The sequence below is a fragment of the Pseudomonas sp. CP-1 genome, assembly GCF_021213715.1.
GTDB classification, from domain to species: Bacteria; Pseudomonadota; Gammaproteobacteria; order Pseudomonadales; family Pseudomonadaceae; genus Pseudomonas; species Pseudomonas aeruginosa.
Genome location: NZ_JAJQKY010000007.1, coordinates 141663 through 156056, shown reverse-complemented (window position 1 = coordinate 156056; position 14394 = coordinate 141663). Strand labels below are relative to the sequence as shown.

General features: G+C 58.0%; 28 protein-coding genes. 26 read left to right on the top strand and 2 right to left on the bottom strand.

The features are described 5' to 3' along the window. Nucleotides 1–49: 49 nt before the first annotated feature. The 15 genes from LT948_RS33165 (at nt 50) to LT948_RS16245 (ending at nt 6251) form a co-directional block, all read left to right on the top strand. Nucleotides 50–184: a hypothetical protein gene (locus LT948_RS33165; protein ID WP_010792839.1), complete on the top strand. Its 135-nt coding sequence runs from the start codon at nt 50–52 to the stop codon at nt 182–184. 135 nt (nt 185–319) lie between these two features. Next, complete coding sequence (locus LT948_RS16310; RefSeq protein ID WP_020193474.1) at nt 320–493, top strand: hypothetical protein; 174 nt, start codon at nt 320–322, stop codon at nt 491–493. 165 nt (nt 494–658) lie between these two features. After that, the gene (locus tag LT948_RS16305) at nt 659–1036 is read left to right on the top strand and encodes a hypothetical protein (RefSeq protein ID WP_010792837.1); all 378 of its coding nucleotides are present in this window, start codon (nt 659–661) and stop codon (nt 1034–1036) included. Nucleotides 1037–1038: 2 nt separating this feature from the next. Further along, nucleotides 1039–1302 (top strand): hypothetical protein, encoded by a 264-nt coding sequence (locus LT948_RS16300; protein ID WP_060476988.1) that lies wholly within the window; start codon nt 1039–1041, stop codon nt 1300–1302. A 207-nt stretch (nt 1303–1509) separates the two neighbouring features. Next, nucleotides 1510–1800 (top strand): hypothetical protein, encoded by a 291-nt coding sequence (locus tag LT948_RS16295; protein ID WP_010792836.1) that lies wholly within the window; start codon nt 1510–1512, stop codon nt 1798–1800. A 10-nt stretch (nt 1801–1810) separates the two neighbouring features. After that, complete coding sequence (locus LT948_RS16290) at nt 1811–1996, top strand: hypothetical protein (protein WP_010792835.1); 186 nt, start codon at nt 1811–1813, stop codon at nt 1994–1996. Nucleotides 1997–2552: 556 nt separating this feature from the next. Continuing rightward, the gene (locus LT948_RS16285; protein ID WP_010792832.1) at nt 2553–2783 is read left to right on the top strand and encodes a hypothetical protein; all 231 of its coding nucleotides are present in this window, start codon (nt 2553–2555) and stop codon (nt 2781–2783) included. A 26-nt stretch (nt 2784–2809) separates the two neighbouring features. After that, complete coding sequence (locus tag LT948_RS16280) at nt 2810–3106, top strand: hypothetical protein (protein ID WP_010792831.1); 297 nt, start codon at nt 2810–2812, stop codon at nt 3104–3106. A 145-nt stretch (nt 3107–3251) separates the two neighbouring features. After that, complete coding sequence (locus LT948_RS16275; RefSeq protein WP_010792830.1) at nt 3252–3674, top strand: hypothetical protein; 423 nt, start codon at nt 3252–3254, stop codon at nt 3672–3674. Between the two features lie 37 nt (nt 3675–3711). Continuing rightward, nucleotides 3712–4089, top strand: a complete 378-nt coding sequence (locus LT948_RS16270) for a hypothetical protein (protein ID WP_010792829.1) — start codon at nt 3712–3714, stop codon at nt 4087–4089. Between the two features lie 5 nt (nt 4090–4094). After that, nucleotides 4095–4487 carry a hypothetical protein gene (locus tag LT948_RS16265; RefSeq protein WP_010792828.1) on the top strand — a complete coding sequence of 131 codons (393 nt, stop codon included), beginning with the start codon at nt 4095–4097 and terminating at the stop codon, nt 4485–4487. 245 nt (nt 4488–4732) lie between these two features. Beyond that, entirely contained in the window at nt 4733–4912 is a 180-nt protein-coding gene (locus LT948_RS16260; RefSeq protein WP_010792827.1) for a hypothetical protein, read from the top strand. 81 nt (nt 4913–4993) lie between these two features. After that, the gene (locus LT948_RS16255) at nt 4994–5140 is read left to right on the top strand and encodes a hypothetical protein (protein ID WP_010792826.1); all 147 of its coding nucleotides are present in this window, start codon (nt 4994–4996) and stop codon (nt 5138–5140) included. A gap of 3 nt (nt 5141–5143) precedes the next feature. Next, nucleotides 5144–5320, top strand: coding sequence for a hypothetical protein (locus tag LT948_RS16250; protein ID WP_010792825.1), 177 nt, complete (start codon nt 5144–5146; stop codon nt 5318–5320). Nucleotides 5321–5522: 202 nt separating this feature from the next. Next, a complete protein-coding gene (locus LT948_RS16245; protein WP_042931293.1) occupies nt 5523–6251 on the top strand; it encodes a hypothetical protein in 729 nt (242 codons plus the stop codon). A 79-nt stretch (nt 6252–6330) separates the two neighbouring features. On the opposite strand, the gene LT948_RS16240 is transcribed toward LT948_RS16245, so the two are convergent. Then, complete coding sequence (locus LT948_RS16240; protein WP_010792823.1) at nt 6331–7032, bottom strand: ERCC4 domain-containing protein; 702 nt, start codon at nt 7030–7032, stop codon at nt 6331–6333. 208 nt (nt 7033–7240) lie between these two features. On the opposite strand from LT948_RS16240, the gene LT948_RS16235 reads away from it, so the two are divergent. The 10 genes from LT948_RS16235 (at nt 7241) to LT948_RS16195 (ending at nt 11971) form a co-directional block, all read left to right on the top strand. After that, nucleotides 7241–7579 carry a hypothetical protein gene (locus tag LT948_RS16235; RefSeq protein WP_010792822.1) on the top strand — a complete coding sequence of 113 codons (339 nt, stop codon included), beginning with the start codon at nt 7241–7243 and terminating at the stop codon, nt 7577–7579. A gap of 53 nt (nt 7580–7632) precedes the next feature. Further along, on the top strand, nt 7633–8124 hold the full coding sequence (locus tag LT948_RS16230; protein WP_010792821.1) for a hypothetical protein: 492 nt from the start codon (nt 7633–7635) through the stop codon (nt 8122–8124). Nucleotides 8125–8140: 16 nt separating this feature from the next. After that, nucleotides 8141–8272: a hypothetical protein gene (locus tag LT948_RS33160; protein ID WP_010792820.1), complete on the top strand. Its 132-nt coding sequence runs from the start codon at nt 8141–8143 to the stop codon at nt 8270–8272. Between the two features lie 3 nt (nt 8273–8275). Further along, nucleotides 8276–8770, top strand: a complete 495-nt coding sequence (locus LT948_RS16225; RefSeq protein ID WP_010792819.1) for a hypothetical protein — start codon at nt 8276–8278, stop codon at nt 8768–8770. A gap of 23 nt (nt 8771–8793) precedes the next feature. Continuing rightward, nucleotides 8794–9162 (top strand): hypothetical protein, encoded by a 369-nt coding sequence (locus LT948_RS16220; protein ID WP_010792818.1) that lies wholly within the window; start codon nt 8794–8796, stop codon nt 9160–9162. A gap of 255 nt (nt 9163–9417) precedes the next feature. Beyond that, nucleotides 9418–9759 (top strand): hypothetical protein, encoded by a 342-nt coding sequence (locus tag LT948_RS16215; RefSeq protein ID WP_010792816.1) that lies wholly within the window; start codon nt 9418–9420, stop codon nt 9757–9759. Between the two features lie 90 nt (nt 9760–9849). Next, complete coding sequence (locus LT948_RS16210) at nt 9850–10071, top strand: hypothetical protein (RefSeq protein WP_043313031.1); 222 nt, start codon at nt 9850–9852, stop codon at nt 10069–10071. A 26-nt stretch (nt 10072–10097) separates the two neighbouring features. After that, nucleotides 10098–10346, top strand: coding sequence for a hypothetical protein (locus LT948_RS16205; RefSeq protein ID WP_043313032.1), 249 nt, complete (start codon nt 10098–10100; stop codon nt 10344–10346). An 89-nt stretch (nt 10347–10435) separates the two neighbouring features. After that, a complete protein-coding gene (locus tag LT948_RS16200) occupies nt 10436–11383 on the top strand; it encodes a hypothetical protein (protein ID WP_044060659.1) in 948 nt (315 codons plus the stop codon). Nucleotides 11384–11422: 39 nt separating this feature from the next. Further along, nucleotides 11423–11971: a hypothetical protein gene (locus LT948_RS16195; protein ID WP_044060658.1), complete on the top strand. Its 549-nt coding sequence runs from the start codon at nt 11423–11425 to the stop codon at nt 11969–11971. A gap of 2 nt (nt 11972–11973) precedes the next feature. Here the strand turns inward: LT948_RS16195 and LT948_RS16190 are convergent, their stop codons facing one another. After that, a complete protein-coding gene (locus LT948_RS16190) occupies nt 11974–13479 on the bottom strand; it encodes a Fic family protein (RefSeq protein WP_044060657.1) in 1506 nt (501 codons plus the stop codon). Nucleotides 13480–13688: 209 nt separating this feature from the next. On the opposite strand from LT948_RS16190, the gene LT948_RS16185 reads away from it, so the two are divergent. Further along, complete coding sequence (locus tag LT948_RS16185; protein WP_043313037.1) at nt 13689–14318, top strand: hypothetical protein; 630 nt, start codon at nt 13689–13691, stop codon at nt 14316–14318. Nucleotides 14319–14394: the final 76 nt, after the last annotated feature.

Below are 14394 nucleotides of genomic sequence, written 5' to 3'. Positions count from 1 at the left end.
TCCCAATGTCGGGCGTTATTGTCTAACCCTATCCAACAGGAGAAGCACGATGGATCTTGACCAACTGCTTGATGCAATCCGCGCTTACTACGGCGATACCAGCCGCAGTCGCAAGGCCACCCGCGAAGGTCTTGAAGAAGCCCAGAGCGAAATCGAAACCCTGATCGACAGCTTGGCTGACTAGACAAAGGCCTACCGGCGGCTTCTGGCACGCACTGATCAAATTGAAGATGGGCTGAAGTCAAATCACTCCAGGAGAACCCCGACAGTGCATCACGCCCCTGAAACCGCCTCCCTCACGGCCATGACGGAGTCCCAAGTGCTGGCATGGATCGACGAGCAGACCTGCTATTCGGACCTGCACAAGCCAACCCCGTCGAACTTGCTGTATTTCGCACGCACCAGGGGGAATGCCAACCTGACGGACATCGATGAACGCCGGTGGGTGCTGTCCCATACCCCGGCCGGATACGAGTTGAAGTGCCTGGACTAACGGCTTCCCCGCCTGAGCCTGCCAGGTAAAACAGGCCCGATACCCTTGGCAGTTCGTCACGGCTCTGCCAGGGGGCATCGGAGAGAGAGTTGAATCGCGGTACCAGCTCGTTCTCCCATGCAGCCCGGAAAATTAGTTCGCCCTGCAGGGCGTAATGGAGCCCCTATGGCATTCGAATATGTGCGCCAGCACTACCAAGTCCCAGCATGCGTTGGCCGGCGCGTTACCGCTTACGGTGAACCAGGCACGATCATGGCGGACCGCGGCCATTACATCGGCGTGGTTTTGGATAGCGACCCGAAGAAGCGGATTCGGAATTACCACCCCACGGACGAGATGGTGTACGGGGAAGTTACGAATGACCTCCCCCTCCGCCAGTTTGAAGTCCTGATCTGGGGGAGGAATTGGTGGGATTCTGCACGGCAAACCATGCAAGTTTGGGCTGCCAACCATGCCCAGGCCAAATACAAGGCGTACCAGGAACTGGATGACTGTTTCGAGGACGCAACTGCGATGTTCGGCTTCAAAGCCCGGCTGGCCTGATCATGCAAGTCAACGCGCGCGAATGCGAGGCCGCAGGGCTTGATCCGAAGGAGGTCCGCAGGATAGCTGCCGGTCTGAGCCGTTATGCCCGCGAGGCTGCAGCTCTGGGGTTGGAGATCTTCGGCGGTTCAGGAACAGGTGACCTTCGTACCGAAGCAGACGCCCGACGCGCAGGACTGATTCTGGCACGCCTGGATGGATCGTTTAATGGTGGTGACGGTGCATCGGATTACGACGAGGACGGACTTCTCCGGGGCGAAAGCTGAGTACCGCGCGCCAATCAGAGGACATGTGCATGAGTGATGCAGCAAAGACCTTACTCCACCACGTGACTGGCTGGCGCTTTAGCGGATGCGCCGATGAGGCGACCCGAGGCTACGCATTCCACGCAGCACGTGCTTGGGCACAGGCGATCATCGCCGGAACCGAATAACGAACCGCTCTGTTCAGGAGCAACCAGAGAGAGAACCGATATGGAACAGCTGACTATCGATGGGAAGCCGGTCGAGAAGACCATCAGCCTTCGTTGCTTCCAGGTTGACGACCATGACTACTACGCCGCAGCTGATGAGGCCGAAGCCCGCCGCTTGCACTGCGACCTCAACGAGATCGAATCTTCGGATGTCGACAGCTGCGCCGAGGTTGTCGGCGAGCTGCTCGACAAACCCTGGCAGGAAGAAGACCAGCCGGGCGTCGTTGTAGGTACGCTACGTCAATGGCTTGCCGAGGCCAAGGAACCTGGCTGGCTGGCCGGTACCGAGTAAGGCGCCGGTCATGACCACCGAAACCCATCGGGACTATCCCCCACTGGAATGCCCTCTGTGCGAGCGACTGACGAAGCCGCGCAGCCTGAACAAGGATGGCAGCGTCACCTACAGCTGCCCGCCTGACCATGTGAACCACGGCCAGCGATACACCTGGCGAATCGCAGAAGGCGGTGAACTGGTCGAGAAGCGGTAACGCCCTCCTCTGCCGTGGGCAGAGGAGATTCACCCCGGATGTTTCGGAAAGCACATTGACCTCCATAGCGAGGCGCGGCGCAAGACCGCCAAACAGCGCGCTCCCCCATACACCCAGAACCTTGAGGCACAGAATGAAGATCGATGATTTCCATTGCAAAGGCTGCAACCAGTGGAAAGACGTATTCCAGAAAGGCTCCCAGAAGGGTTACTGCCTGGTTTGCAAGCCGCGCAAAGAAAACAAGGCAAACGGTCGGTAGGCCATCCTTTCAGTCAGGAGATAGAGACATGACGGCATGGCCCGATCCTGCGAGAGCAGTTACAGCCTGGAATCAGCACCATGAGGTCGGCGTTCAAGTGGAGTACCGTTCCCGGAAAGACGCGGAGCCGGTGGGCACGGTAACCACCGCCCAGGCCGAGGTCCTCCAGGGCCACACTGCCGTGGTATGGCTGGAAGGTGTTTCCGGCTGCGTATCGATCGGCCACTGCACGCCGGTGTAACCCAACCCAGCCGCTGGATAGCTCTCCGCCGCGGCCACTGTCAGAGGTAAAGAGTCGTGGTCAATATCCCGAACGCCGAATACGCCAACCTCGTCGCTCAACGCGATGCTGCTACCAGCGCATTGGAAGCCCTGCAGAAGAGTTTCTGCCTGGAGGAGGTTGGTGATGACACCTCCGAGCAAGCTGCTGCGAAGCGGCAGGCCCGGGCGGTACTGAAAGAGTACAGCACCGCGCCGGAAGAGCCGCACCCGGCTGCCCTGGCTCTGGTCGAGCAAGCTCGCACCTGATCCCACGAACCCGAGGTTAGGAATCCATGAGCAAGCTGTTCAATGCCGAAAAGGTCTTGTGGCTCGCAGCCCAAGAGAAGCCCCTGCATGTATCCCCTAAGGAAGCCGCATGCTTCAGTGACCTGGACGGAATCGTCGAGGAGCGACTCGCCGCCGGCCATTTGGAAAAATGCGGCTCGGACGACTCGGGGGACTACTACCGCTGCACCAGGGCCGGCCTGATCGACCTCTACAAAATGAAGATCGCTTGGCGGAAGAAGAACGGCAAGTCGATCGAAAAGGAAATGGCCAAACTCAACGAACTGCTGGCCAGCGCCAGCTGATCCAACCTGTTCCATCGCCCGCGCCTGCCGGGTCCCCGCCGCAGGCCCGCTACCCCCTCGGGGGTATCGGAGAGTGCGATAACCAGCGTAAGCCGGCCACTCTCCAATACCCCTCACCTCAACCAGGCTGTTCAGGAGCAGATCCATGGCTGTGCCGATTGATTCTATTCAGGTTGGCCGCGTCTTCGAATTCCCAGGCGGCGCACGCCGTGTCGTGAAGCTTTCCCCGCCGCTCGGTACCGGGTTCAACGTGGAGTGGGAGTACGCCGATGGTCAGAAGCGCCAGGGCAAGCACGGCGGTACCCAGTGGGTGCATTACTTCCGGAGGTCTGCGAAACGGGAACTGGTGGTAGACGGCCCCGGCGGTCAAACCCGTGCACTGCGAACTTCCGAAGTTGTTCCTGTCCTGGACGCACCGATCGACGTCTCCATCCATACGACCTGCCCTAGAAAATGGGCCTTCGTGGACCTGGAGACGGGTGAGGTCTGGAAGCACGACGGACAGACGTTCATCCGCGCTTCCACTGATGAGGTAAAATCGGTGACCCGTGCGCTTGGAAGCTGCTGAAAGCTGCCACGTCAGTTCAAATAATTAGAGACGAATCATGCGCAGCATATTCTCAAACCCAATCTTCGAGCTTGTCATTGCCGGCATCGTCATTGCTGCGCTTGCCTCAGGCAGCATGTACATCTGCGCCAACCTGTTCGAAGAGTTCTATCTCCTCGCCCTCAAAAAGGGAGATACGGCATTGGTTGAACGAATCCAGCTCCAGATGGTGTTCGGTGCAGTTTTCAATCTGGTCGTTGTCTATTTTCTGCACAAACTCTACTCGGCCCTATTCCTTAGTGGGGCCAGGCTCAACGGGATGTCTGCCAACAGGGAGCCGATCATCCGATCAGCTCTCAACAAGGTGATGTTTGGCTCCTGCATCTTCGGCATGGCCTCTGTTCTGTCGGTCTTTACTCTGAAGTTCTGGAGGTAATCGCCTTGCGCTGGCAGCTGATTGAAGCAGTAGTTTTGGACAAGCCAGCAGAGGGCGATTCGTGCAACGGGTGCGGTCTCTGCTGTATCGCTCAGGTATGTGACCTCGGTGTCGCGCTTGGTGACGATCGGAACTGCCGTGCATTGATCCAGAATGCGGACAACACCTTTTCCTGCGGCCTGGTGCTCGACCCTTACCGCTACTTGGACGCTGATGCCGTTAAGCCCTGGCGGATCATCGATGAGATGAGCGGGAGCAATGCTGGCGAGGAGGCGCTGAAGAAGATGAACGCCGAGGGCCTCGGCGCGGGGCGAGGCTGCGATACCGATGATGAAGAGGCATCGAAGATCATCGAGGAGGCTCATGCAAACTGGCAGTTGAACCTTCCTTTGCATTGATGCCCTTGTGGCACCCGCCCTCCCCGGTATGGTTGGAATAGGGAGGATCGGAGAGCGGCCTGACCGGAACCCAGTAGCACCGTCCGCGGACACGGCCCCAGGGATGAGGCTGGGATAGCGCAAGATGCGCCCTCGCAGCGGCGGCAGAGAGCGCTGGCAGGTGTCAGCAGGCTGCTCTCCAATCCTCCCCCGATAGCCAGCCCCATACTGGTGACAGTTCATTTCATGCAATCAGGGCCCAATATATGGCACAGAGCCTCGACGAATTCATCGAAGAGATGAAGAAGGACCTGGAGTCCTTCGCCTCGGAATACCGCAAGTCCCACGCGGAAAACCCGGAGCACTTCCCGCTTGTTCTCGACGACAACAACGACGGGCTATGGCTGGAGTTTCTGGTGGACCATGCCACCAAGGATCGTGGTTAGACACATTCCGGCAGCTACTGGTGGCACGCGACAGCTCCAGTAGGATAGACCCATCAACTCAACCATTGGATGGAATAGAAAATGATCGTGAAGGTATCCCTCACCGCCGACGAACTCGCTGACATGGACATGACTGAGCAACAGTTTCATGACCACGTAGTGGCAGCCTTGGATGACGCGCAACCCGATCTGCCCGGGTTCAATGTCGAAGTAGAAATCCAGGACTGACCTATGGCCGCCAAGCAGGAGAAGTCGATCGCTTTCGAAGCAGGCCGCCAGGCCTACCACTGCGGAGTTCCGCTTGAGCAGAGCGCACTCCGCAAACTGCGCATCGGCAGTTCCCAGTACGAAGATTATGTTGACGGCTACGATAGCGCGAAGGCAGCGACCTCAAAGCGCCAGCAGTAATTCTCGGCGACCGCTTAGTAAAAGGCCCCTCAAAATTGAGGGGCCTTTGCGTTATGAAGCCATGCTCCCTTTCAAATTTCGCATGCGAAACTGCCAATAGGGCTCCGAGGCCTCAATTTCACTCCAAATATCAAGAGCAGGGATAGTGGCACTCCCTCTGGGCCGTGACTATGGCAGCATCTTCTGCCATGGAACACACCACATGAAAACGCTGGATCTTCAAGGCAATCTGCTCAACCTGTACGTGGCCCTGGCAATGGGAGGCTTCGACGAGTCCTCTGGCAGCTGGGCACCCTTCGACTATTGGGAAGGCACAATCCGATATCGGGATCAGGAGTTCAGTCCCCTCACCGACATCGCCACAATTTGGCCTGAGGTACTGCGTCTCCGACTTTCGACTCACTGCGACCATGATGGGCTCTGGTCAATATCCTTACCTGGGCAGTCCCCTTCCGCGATCGGGGCTGCTGATCAACCGGCCGGTGAATCCCAAGCTTTCCGCGTCGCAGACCCTATTCACGGATACTGCCTGGCCATCGTTTGGAATCAGTTCGGTCCCGAGGTTCCGGACGTATTTGAGTCGTCATGGGCAGGCTGTGTCCCTCTGGAGCACTACAATGTTCCGCTCGACACCTCGGTGGACTTTGACGGGGTTGTGCAGCCTCTGCAGGTTCAGAAAGCAGCGGAGATACTGCGCACATCGCCCCTAGATGCCAGCCAGGCCGGCCCGCTGATGCAAGCCGCTTTCTTCCTCGGAGTCCAAGTTGTCCAGATCAAACCCCAGGAGCCTGGGCGTCGCTGGTCGATCCAGGTGGGCAACAGGGCTGATAGTCAGATCCTGGCTTCAGCTCTCACCGCTGCTGGTATTGCTGCAGAAGCCGCCTCTCACCACGCCTTCCATGCGGTGTACTTCGAGTACGGGCAAGACTAGGACACTGGTCTCAAGTGCAAAGACCTACGCCAGCAAAAAGCCCCTGCTTTGCAGGGGCTTTCTTCGCCGTTACTAGGATTCAAACCAACGGATCTGATGCCGGCGGATCAGCAAAGAGACTGGGCTGCTCTTCAACAGACATGCCTTCCGAAACTTGGAAGTGAATCCCGTCGTAGATAGCCTGAGCCTTCTTCGGACCTATCCCCTTCACCGCGCACAGCTGCTCCACCGACGCATTGATCACCGCATGTACGGAACGGAAGTGCTCGAGGAGTTTGCGCGCGGCAACTGGGCCACAACCATTCAAACCCTCCAAGGTGAATAAAGACTGGCCAACGCCGGCGGGCACCTTACCTTTGCGAGTGGCAGGCACGTAGTCGAGTCCTTCCTGCTCGTGCTTGGCTAGCCGGTAGATCATTCCGGCCGCACGCCTGGGGGCCTTGTACCAGAGCACTGTCTGTTGGAGCACGACTGCCAGGTAACTCAGTGCTCCATCCAGTGCGTCAGGATGAATCTGGGCCCTGGTGGAATAGACGTCGCCTTCAATCAGCCAGATTCGGCGCTTGAAATTCATCATCATCTTGCTGGATTGGTTGATGAATCTGCCATCGGTAACGCTCATGCAGAAGTCTATGGCGGTTTTCCGCTCCAGCACTAGATCGGCGCTCAGGACGTAGTCCCCAACCTCCAGGTTCACGATTTCAACCTCTGCGCCCATCTCGCGCAGGGCATCGGGAATACGTGAAGGGACTTCCCGGGCGTCCACAAAGATCTTGACCATTGCCTTTCCTGACCGAATTTGGGGATCGACCTCAATATAACGGGTGACTCAGCTCTGACCACGTCGAAACACTGCCCTGGAGAGCAGGCCATTCAAGGCGATAAGCAGTTGTCTGGCAGGCTCGATATTTCTCAGGGTAGGGGTGGCGGCACACTCTCATCACTGTAAAGATCGCTTCATCAACCAAATACGCGCTGTGGAGATCTCCATGAACACCCTGACTTCCCCTGTAGAACAACTGGCCAATCTCGGCTACGACCTGGTCAATGGTGCCATGCGCTTTGAGGCCGCGATGTCGATGGGCGCCTCGATCATTGTCCGTGACGAAAATGGGAATGACCTGCAGATCAGCTGCAACGAAGGCAAGCTGGTTGTGGGCGCTGCCGTGGCAAAGCAAGGGCTGACCGTACCCGCCATGATGGTACGCCGCAATGATCGGCAACCCTGCGACAGCAAAGGTGGGATGAGCGTGACTCCGGCTCATGTCGCCAAGAAACCCAATGTGCCGGCGGCCATGCTGCGCCTGCTGGCACGCAGCCAAAAGTAATCCGGTCTAGGTCTAGAACCGGCCTGGCCAAACCCAGCATTCGGAGACAAAACATGCACATCAGCATTTTCCATTCGGTACAGGCACCCCTGGATGGCCACCGCTTCGCCTATGGAACCCTGGCAGAGGACTACCAGGGCGACGACGTGATCGCCAAAGTCGTGTTCTTCAACGGTACCGCCCAGATTGCTGGCCGGTGCAACGTGAACATCAACAAGGGCCAGATGCCCAGTTCCGAGGACATCATCAAGGCATACGTTGGCCGGCAATTCACCTTGCTGGACAACCATGCGATCGTCGACGAGTTGCAGACAGCCTTGAAAGCTGAGTCGAAGAAGCGCGCACAGGGTGTAGCGCACATCAATCTCGCAGTTCTCGCCGGCGAGGTGCTGCACTGGCGACAGCTTGGCTGCCTCCCTGAGAGCGGCAAGTTCAGAGATTTGGCCCGCATCTGCGCGGAATATGCCAGTAGTGGCTCTGAGTACCAGGAAGCCGAGCGCCTCGTTGAAATCGAAGCGTTAAAGCATGCCCAGTCGGCTCGGTAAATCGTAGAGGCCCTCAATGCTCGTTGACGATGATGATCTGTCGCTTGACCGGATGGACGACAATCCTTCGGAAATCGACGCTGACGAAGAAGCCCTTGATGCCCAGGACGATGAACTGGCATCCACATGGACGGATACCGAGGATTAATTGATGGCTCGGAAAGTAGAGAAAGCGCGCCGGATTGAGGTGAGTGCAGGCTCGGCAGAATTGGTTTGTGTTCCCTCCGACAATTTCGATTTCAACGTGAAGGCCTGCGCAGATGCGGTCGCGGCGTTTAAGAGAATCGATCCCACCCTGGCATTCAAGGATTGGGAGGAAGGCACCACCGGATACAGCATTGAGCGGGCACTCGCTGATGCTGCCCGGCGCTGCCGTGTAGTCACGGAGCGTGAAGGAGAAACCAGCTCTCGGCGTGCCGCGCGCCTTAAAGTGTTCCGGCCGGGACAAGAAGACCTGGAGTGTGTGAAAGCCTCGGACTACGACAAGGTGGTAAAGGCTTGTACCGCGGCGGCCAAGATTCTGGCTCGTCTGGACCCTGACCTGAATTTCAGGGACTGGCAGGATGGTTCTGGCCGCATCATCGAGAAGGTCCTCGCCCCTGCCGCACGTAAGTGCAAAGCAGTGGCAGACGCAGAAGCCCTCTGATCTCCATTTTGGAAACTGAACTCATGGATGCGAACCTCAATCTCAAAGCGGCCCTGGCGGTCGCACTCAAGACGGCCGAGACTCAGCGCGCCACAGTACCTGCCTTGCCTGAAGGCTGGATTCAGGCTGCAAGCCAAGCATTCGTTGCTGATGACAGCCAGGCAATCGAAGCTGCAGCCTTGACCATCATCGATGCGCATTCTGGATACGCTGCCAGCTGGGACAAGCGCCCCTGGCTTGCTGACCTGCGCACCGCGGCGACGGAGCCACTCGCGCGGCGGCTGGCGAAACGCCTGGTTGCCGAGGAAGGCCATGAGCGCGCGCTGCATGCCTACATGCGCCGCACAGGTGCTGATGAGCCTCGAGCTCGCAGCGTACTGGCGAGCTTCTGATCCTCGTACCTGGTGGCACAGTCTGGCCGGCAGTACAAATTCGACATGGCTACCTACCAGAACAGAGGTCTAACGATGATCAACGAAACCACCTATGCAGGGATCAGCGTTCCCAAAAGCCTGATGGAACAGTGCAAGGCGCTTATCGCCAACGGAAAGGTGATTGACGCTATCAAGGCTTTCCGTGCTTAGACGGGGTGCAGCCTTCAGAATGCGCGCCGCGCCCTCGAGCTTTGAGCAAGGATCAGCTGCATCATGCGCCCTCAACAGAAAACTGTCCTGGGAAGCCACCCGACCAGCCTGCCGCCACCCAGTGATGACGAACTGGCCGACATGAAGGCCAGCGGCTACTTCTTGGACACCAAGAGATTCCCTTGCGGGCGCGTCGCCGGCGTTATCAAGTTCATGTTCACCTACGCCATCGTGGCCGACGTCACCGTAACGAGCTATTCAAGGCGTTGGTGCTATTCCGACCTGATGGCTACCCTCTGCGCCCTAGAGGACTGGGATGACTACGAGACCAGGCCCGAAGGTTGGCATCGAGAGACTCATTCTGGAGAGCGCCGGAGCGCTGACGGGAAGGTCGAGTTCTACTAAGAACGATGGTTGTGGCACCGTTCGACCAGCAAGATCATGGGCGCAGCGTTCCAATCCGCTGTCAAAACAAAAAATCACAAGGAGACTCACATGGAAACCAGGCTCTGGACTGTTGCCCGCTTCCCTGTTGGTAGTTGGACCACAGGTGGAAGGCCAGAGGATTCTGACTACGAATTCAGCGAGGTGTACCAGATCCCGGCGGAGAGCCGGGAGAAGGCCACCAAGAAGGCTCAGGCAGTTCGCTCCCGGCTTAAGAAGAAGGGCCTTCCCTTCCCGACCCAAAAACAACCTTACCGCGAAGATTTCAAGTAGCGGCAGACTGCAGGAAGGAGTTGAGCATGATGGAAGAGTTCAACGGTCGGCCATTGACCGACGAGCTACGCCGGTTGGCCAGGAAAAGCATCGGCGACTGTCAGACCGTCATGGTCCTGGCCGCCGACGCAATCCAGAATCGCACGCCGGCAGACTTCAAAGGCAGACCTCTCCACCTGGCCCTCGGCAGCTTGGCCCATCGGAATATGGGGGATGCCAAGACGGCGATGTTGGTCGCGGCCGATGTACTTGAAGCCAGGCTTACCCAGCCATGACATCTTTCATTGCCGCCGGCGTACGTTAGCCACTCGCAGTTAGGTAGTGGTGGTCGTATCCTCGATGGCTCCATCCCTCAGGAGCCATCATGGAAAGGGAACACTTCCTCGCCCAGCCAGATGTCGAACAATTTGTCCGCTGGCTGACCAACCACCTACCCACTCTCCAAGTACACCTCAAGTGCCTTCCCAGTCAGTTCGTTCCCAGGGGGCTAGATGTGCAAGTTCAAGGCATCGAAGCCGTACAGGGCCAATACCAATGGAAGGGCAAATGGGCAACAGTCAAAGTCCGGCTGGATGCTCTTCGGGAAGACCTCAGATCGGCAGTACAGGCCGAAGACCAGGACGATACGTTCAGCGCCTGTGCCGCCATTCTCGATTGGGGGAATGTGCCGTCTTCGAAGGGCTTTCTCCTGGAACTCAGCCAGAATGGCCAATTGGTCAAGTACCTGACCGACCGGCAACCCCTTTTGAGCCCTGCAGGCACTCAGAAGCTTTCAGATCTCACCAAACAACGGTTCAGCAGATTCAACTCGGGCCTGACTAAAGTCCATGCGCTTTTGGATACGGATGGTTCCCCCATCTATGACGGAAGAGTCGGGGCGGCGATCGCTATGCTCTACCACCTGTATAGGGGTTCGTCAGAGGCTCGGGCCGCCGGCCAGGCTTCGCACCGGATGTTCGGCTGGGGACCGGGGCTCGACGATCCAGAATCTGACAGGATTCGACAGATCCGCAATCCCGCAATGCTCGGGCGCGGTTACAACGGGACTCCCCAGCTCCTCTACCAAAGCCCTCACATTTGGGCGCAGCGCCAGCTGATCCTGGGCTGGATCATGCGAGCCGTGCTCGAGCGGACTACCTTGTTCAAAGGTGAGGACAGTTCCCTGGCTCACCGGTGCCATGCCTTCGAAGCAGGGCTCTTCATGATGGGCTATGACCTTCGCGCGCTGATCCCTGGGGGGTGGTCGATACCTGACCCGAAAAAGAAGGTCTATCGTCGCCGCAGGGATGCTGGCACACCTCTGGTAGCCTGACGATATGACTTGTCCGAACTACTAGATCAGGATCATCAAATGGAATTCCACGAAGTTGTCCGTCTCGTCAGCACCGTTTCCACGCATGCAGCCAAGGTGCTGTCGGAGGCACTGGCCAAACCCCGTGCCGGCGATTGGCTGGCGCTGGTCGACGATGAGGCCCTGCAAGCGCACTCCGCGATGGAGCAAGCCTTGCGGGAGGTGCGCGAATTGAAGCGCAAAGTGAGTGAAGACGCTCCGGAAGAGGCTTACGACTTCCTGAGCCGCTGCGACAACACCTTCGAATACTCGCTGGCCACCATCACTCCTCGCCGTGGAGATGAACCGGCGGAGGCTCATGCTGGCCGTGCAGGATCAGCTAACCGGCAGTTGACCTACCTGGTGAAGCTGGCTGGCGTTTACATCACGGCATGGGATGAGAATGACGCACAGATGCGCGACTACTTCGAAAGTGGTTGCCTCTGCATCCTGAAGGACAAGACCCTGCAGAAAGCGCCAGCCGAAATGTCCAACGAAGACGCAGTGAAGCTCTACATGGACAATTGCAAATGCAGCCGGCACCCGGAGCATGGTCTCCGGAAGGGTTAACCCTACTCGCCTTCCCCAACGCTGCCCTCGTTGCGTTGGTCGCCCAGTACCTGCTGGGCGACCTGCTCGATGAACTCGAACACCTCCTCAGGCACCGTGTACTGGAACTGCTTTCGCCGGTTTTTCGAAACGATCCCCTGGTTGGTCAGGCACATCATTACCAGCTGTGCCAACTCACTGCCGCGAACATCAAATCGCTCGTCTACGGCCCTATAGACAGCGTCAAAGCACTCCAAGAACGCAGTTTCCTCCCTTAGCTCAACCTCCAATGCATGTCTGGCCATTACCATAGTGAAGGTCACGCAAGGCGTAGCATCCCAGAAGCGGTATACCGCCGGGTGCCCGCGGAACTGGAAGGCTAGTTGGCCATAGTCGATCCACTGCACATCCCAGAAGTCTCGTACCGGGCGCGAGAACGTCTGTAGCGCTTCCAGGTACATGCGCTCTTCTCGCTTCATGGCCACGGACACAGGCAGCAGTAGACCATTCTCCAGCGCGCCGGCACGGCAAAGCGCTTGGTGGATGAGGAAACGAGAAAGCCGGCCATTGCCGTCCATGAATGGATGCAGGAATACGAAACCGAAGGAGATGATTCCCGCGGCAACAAGTGGATCGATCTGCATGGGGGCCTCGTTGGCAAACCCCATCAGGCTCTCCATCAGTTCCCTGCAGAGCTCAGGTGGCGGCGGCACATATGTCACCCCTGCAGCACCTTGAAGAGCGCCAGCGAGGTGGTTCTGTTCATGCCGGAAGGCAGCGGCAAGATCGTAAGGATTTGCGACTGTCGCGTTTTGGAGCCCAACCAGGTATTCCTCAGTCAGCGGTTGGCGCTCATGGGCCTGGCGCAGCAGTTGGATAAAGCGCCGTGACTTGTCTTCCGTTGGAGCCTCACGCTCGATCGCGAAACTGTCCTTCGTCTCGCTCAGGTAGGCCCAGTTGATGGCGCGATCCATCATTCCCGGCGGAAGAGACTCCATGAAAGCTTTCGCGCGGCCAAGAATATCGTGCTCGAGCAGCTCGGTTATGGCAGGCGTCCGCTCCACGGTGGCGCAGTAGGTGAGATCGCCAAGGCCATTGAATTCAACTCGCCACTTCGAGTTCCGATTGCCCGGCCTTGTGATGTAGCGCTCCGGATCGAACAAGTGGACGAAGGGCCCGCGGACGGGGGAATGCTGGGCCAGTTGCTCGCCGGTGAAGGCTTCTCTCAAGAAGCTGGCCTTTCTGATATAGATCCCGTTGGGTGCGGCCTGTAGCGCCCGCTCAAACTCTTCAACCGGAATCCGCGGGAGCGTTTGTGCGAGAATCGAAAGGTTGATGCCCTCATGCTTTAGGGCAAACAGCACATTCCCCAGTATGTCCTCCGGGGCTGGTGCGATGGCAGGCGGTACGGCCAGGGTTTGGCCGATGCGCTCAAGACGAGTCACAGGCTGTACAATGGCTGGAAGACTTAGTGGTACAGCCGAGAGCGCCAGCCGCTCGTGAAGAAGTGCGTATCCTGCTGCCTGCATCCTGGAATTCCTTACATTTCCACCCTGGTTCCCAAGTTTTTCTTCACTCGGCCAAGAAAATCTTTAGTTCTGGGGAGTATGCCGATTTTTTCTTTACCTGCCAGCTTCAATCCGAAACAGGGGTAACGAAAATCTTACCCTCCGTCGCTTCTGCCACATCCCTCACCCGCTGACGATATGCCTCATCAACCACGAATGAGGTTTTCATCATGCAACTGCGCAACACCACCGACCAAGACATCCACCTGTCCGCCGATCAGCTCGAGCAGAAATACAGCCCCGCCGGCGGCGGCCAACACCCGACGTTCACCCGTGAAGACTGGCGCAACGCCGTCGTAGCAGACGACACCACCAGCGGCTACTGGTCCTGGGTAAATGGCCAGATCCAGTCGCTCCTTGATGACTCCCTTCTCGAGCCCAGCGCCAGCAAGGTGGTTGAACCCTCCATGGACCTGGTGGCTGACGAGAAAGGCGTCCGCCAACTGCACTTCGTAGCAACCATCCATGGCAGCGTGGACGTGAACGATGGCAAACCAGGTAGCCCGAGCGTCACCGAGAGCGAACTCGGTCGCCAGATCAGCGATTCCATCAACACCATGATCGGCAATGGTGGCCTGACCGGGGACACTCCGGCCGTCGTCGACAGCAAATCGGTCAGCATCTGCGTCGCCGAGGTGCTCCATACCTCCCAGCAGACCATCTCCATGCTTCGTGAACAGGGCTACGCCGTTGTGCTGTTCAACAAAGACGAACTGGGCAATGCCAGTGCATCTGCACTTCAAAACCGCCTCATCGAATTGGCCTCCGACGAGATCCAGTACCTGCAACCTGCAGAGTGATTTTCAGCGCCCTGACTTGGAGTGAGCCCTGGCAGCCCGGATGGTTTACTCGCTCGACCTTGTGAATTTGCGGAGT

Bases quoted from the DNA above. Each gene is read 5' to 3' on its own strand.
- LT948_RS33165 (WP_010792839.1), top strand. From the start codon at position 50: ATGGATCTTGACCAACTGCTTGATGCAATCCGCGCTTACTACGGCGAT.
- LT948_RS16305 (WP_010792837.1), top strand. From the start codon at position 659: ATGGCATTCGAATATGTGCGCCAGCACTACCAAGTCCCAGCATGCGTT.
- LT948_RS16300 (WP_060476988.1), top strand. From the start codon at position 1,039: ATGCAAGTCAACGCGCGCGAATGCGAGGCCGCAGGGCTTGATCCGAAG.
- LT948_RS16295 (WP_010792836.1), top strand. From the start codon at position 1,510: ATGGAACAGCTGACTATCGATGGGAAGCCGGTCGAGAAGACCATCAGC.
- LT948_RS16290 (WP_010792835.1), top strand. From the start codon at position 1,811: ATGACCACCGAAACCCATCGGGACTATCCCCCACTGGAATGCCCTCTG.
- LT948_RS16280 (WP_010792831.1), top strand. From the start codon at position 2,810: ATGAGCAAGCTGTTCAATGCCGAAAAGGTCTTGTGGCTCGCAGCCCAA.
- LT948_RS16275 (WP_010792830.1), top strand. From the start codon at position 3,252: ATGGCTGTGCCGATTGATTCTATTCAGGTTGGCCGCGTCTTCGAATTC.
- LT948_RS16270 (WP_010792829.1), top strand. From the start codon at position 3,712: ATGCGCAGCATATTCTCAAACCCAATCTTCGAGCTTGTCATTGCCGGC.
- LT948_RS16260 (WP_010792827.1), top strand. From the start codon at position 4,733: ATGGCACAGAGCCTCGACGAATTCATCGAAGAGATGAAGAAGGACCTG.
- LT948_RS16255 (WP_010792826.1), top strand. From the start codon at position 4,994: ATGATCGTGAAGGTATCCCTCACCGCCGACGAACTCGCTGACATGGAC.
- LT948_RS16250 (WP_010792825.1), top strand. From the start codon at position 5,144: ATGGCCGCCAAGCAGGAGAAGTCGATCGCTTTCGAAGCAGGCCGCCAG.
- LT948_RS16245 (WP_042931293.1), top strand. From the start codon at position 5,523: ATGAAAACGCTGGATCTTCAAGGCAATCTGCTCAACCTGTACGTGGCC.
- LT948_RS16240 (WP_010792823.1), bottom strand. From the start codon at position 7,032: ATGGTCAAGATCTTTGTGGACGCCCGGGAAGTCCCTTCACGTATTCCC.
- LT948_RS16235 (WP_010792822.1), top strand. From the start codon at position 7,241: ATGAACACCCTGACTTCCCCTGTAGAACAACTGGCCAATCTCGGCTAC.
- LT948_RS16230 (WP_010792821.1), top strand. From the start codon at position 7,633: ATGCACATCAGCATTTTCCATTCGGTACAGGCACCCCTGGATGGCCAC.
- LT948_RS33160 (WP_010792820.1), top strand. From the start codon at position 8,141: ATGCTCGTTGACGATGATGATCTGTCGCTTGACCGGATGGACGACAAT.
- LT948_RS16225 (WP_010792819.1), top strand. From the start codon at position 8,276: ATGGCTCGGAAAGTAGAGAAAGCGCGCCGGATTGAGGTGAGTGCAGGC.
- LT948_RS16220 (WP_010792818.1), top strand. From the start codon at position 8,794: ATGGATGCGAACCTCAATCTCAAAGCGGCCCTGGCGGTCGCACTCAAG.
- LT948_RS16215 (WP_010792816.1), top strand. From the start codon at position 9,418: ATGCGCCCTCAACAGAAAACTGTCCTGGGAAGCCACCCGACCAGCCTG.
- LT948_RS16210 (WP_043313031.1), top strand. From the start codon at position 9,850: ATGGAAACCAGGCTCTGGACTGTTGCCCGCTTCCCTGTTGGTAGTTGG.
- LT948_RS16205 (WP_043313032.1), top strand. From the start codon at position 10,098: ATGATGGAAGAGTTCAACGGTCGGCCATTGACCGACGAGCTACGCCGG.
- LT948_RS16200 (WP_044060659.1), top strand. From the start codon at position 10,436: ATGGAAAGGGAACACTTCCTCGCCCAGCCAGATGTCGAACAATTTGTC.
- LT948_RS16195 (WP_044060658.1), top strand. From the start codon at position 11,423: ATGGAATTCCACGAAGTTGTCCGTCTCGTCAGCACCGTTTCCACGCAT.
- LT948_RS16190 (WP_044060657.1), bottom strand. From the start codon at position 13,479: ATGCAGGCAGCAGGATACGCACTTCTTCACGAGCGGCTGGCGCTCTCG.
- LT948_RS16185 (WP_043313037.1), top strand. From the start codon at position 13,689: ATGCAACTGCGCAACACCACCGACCAAGACATCCACCTGTCCGCCGAT.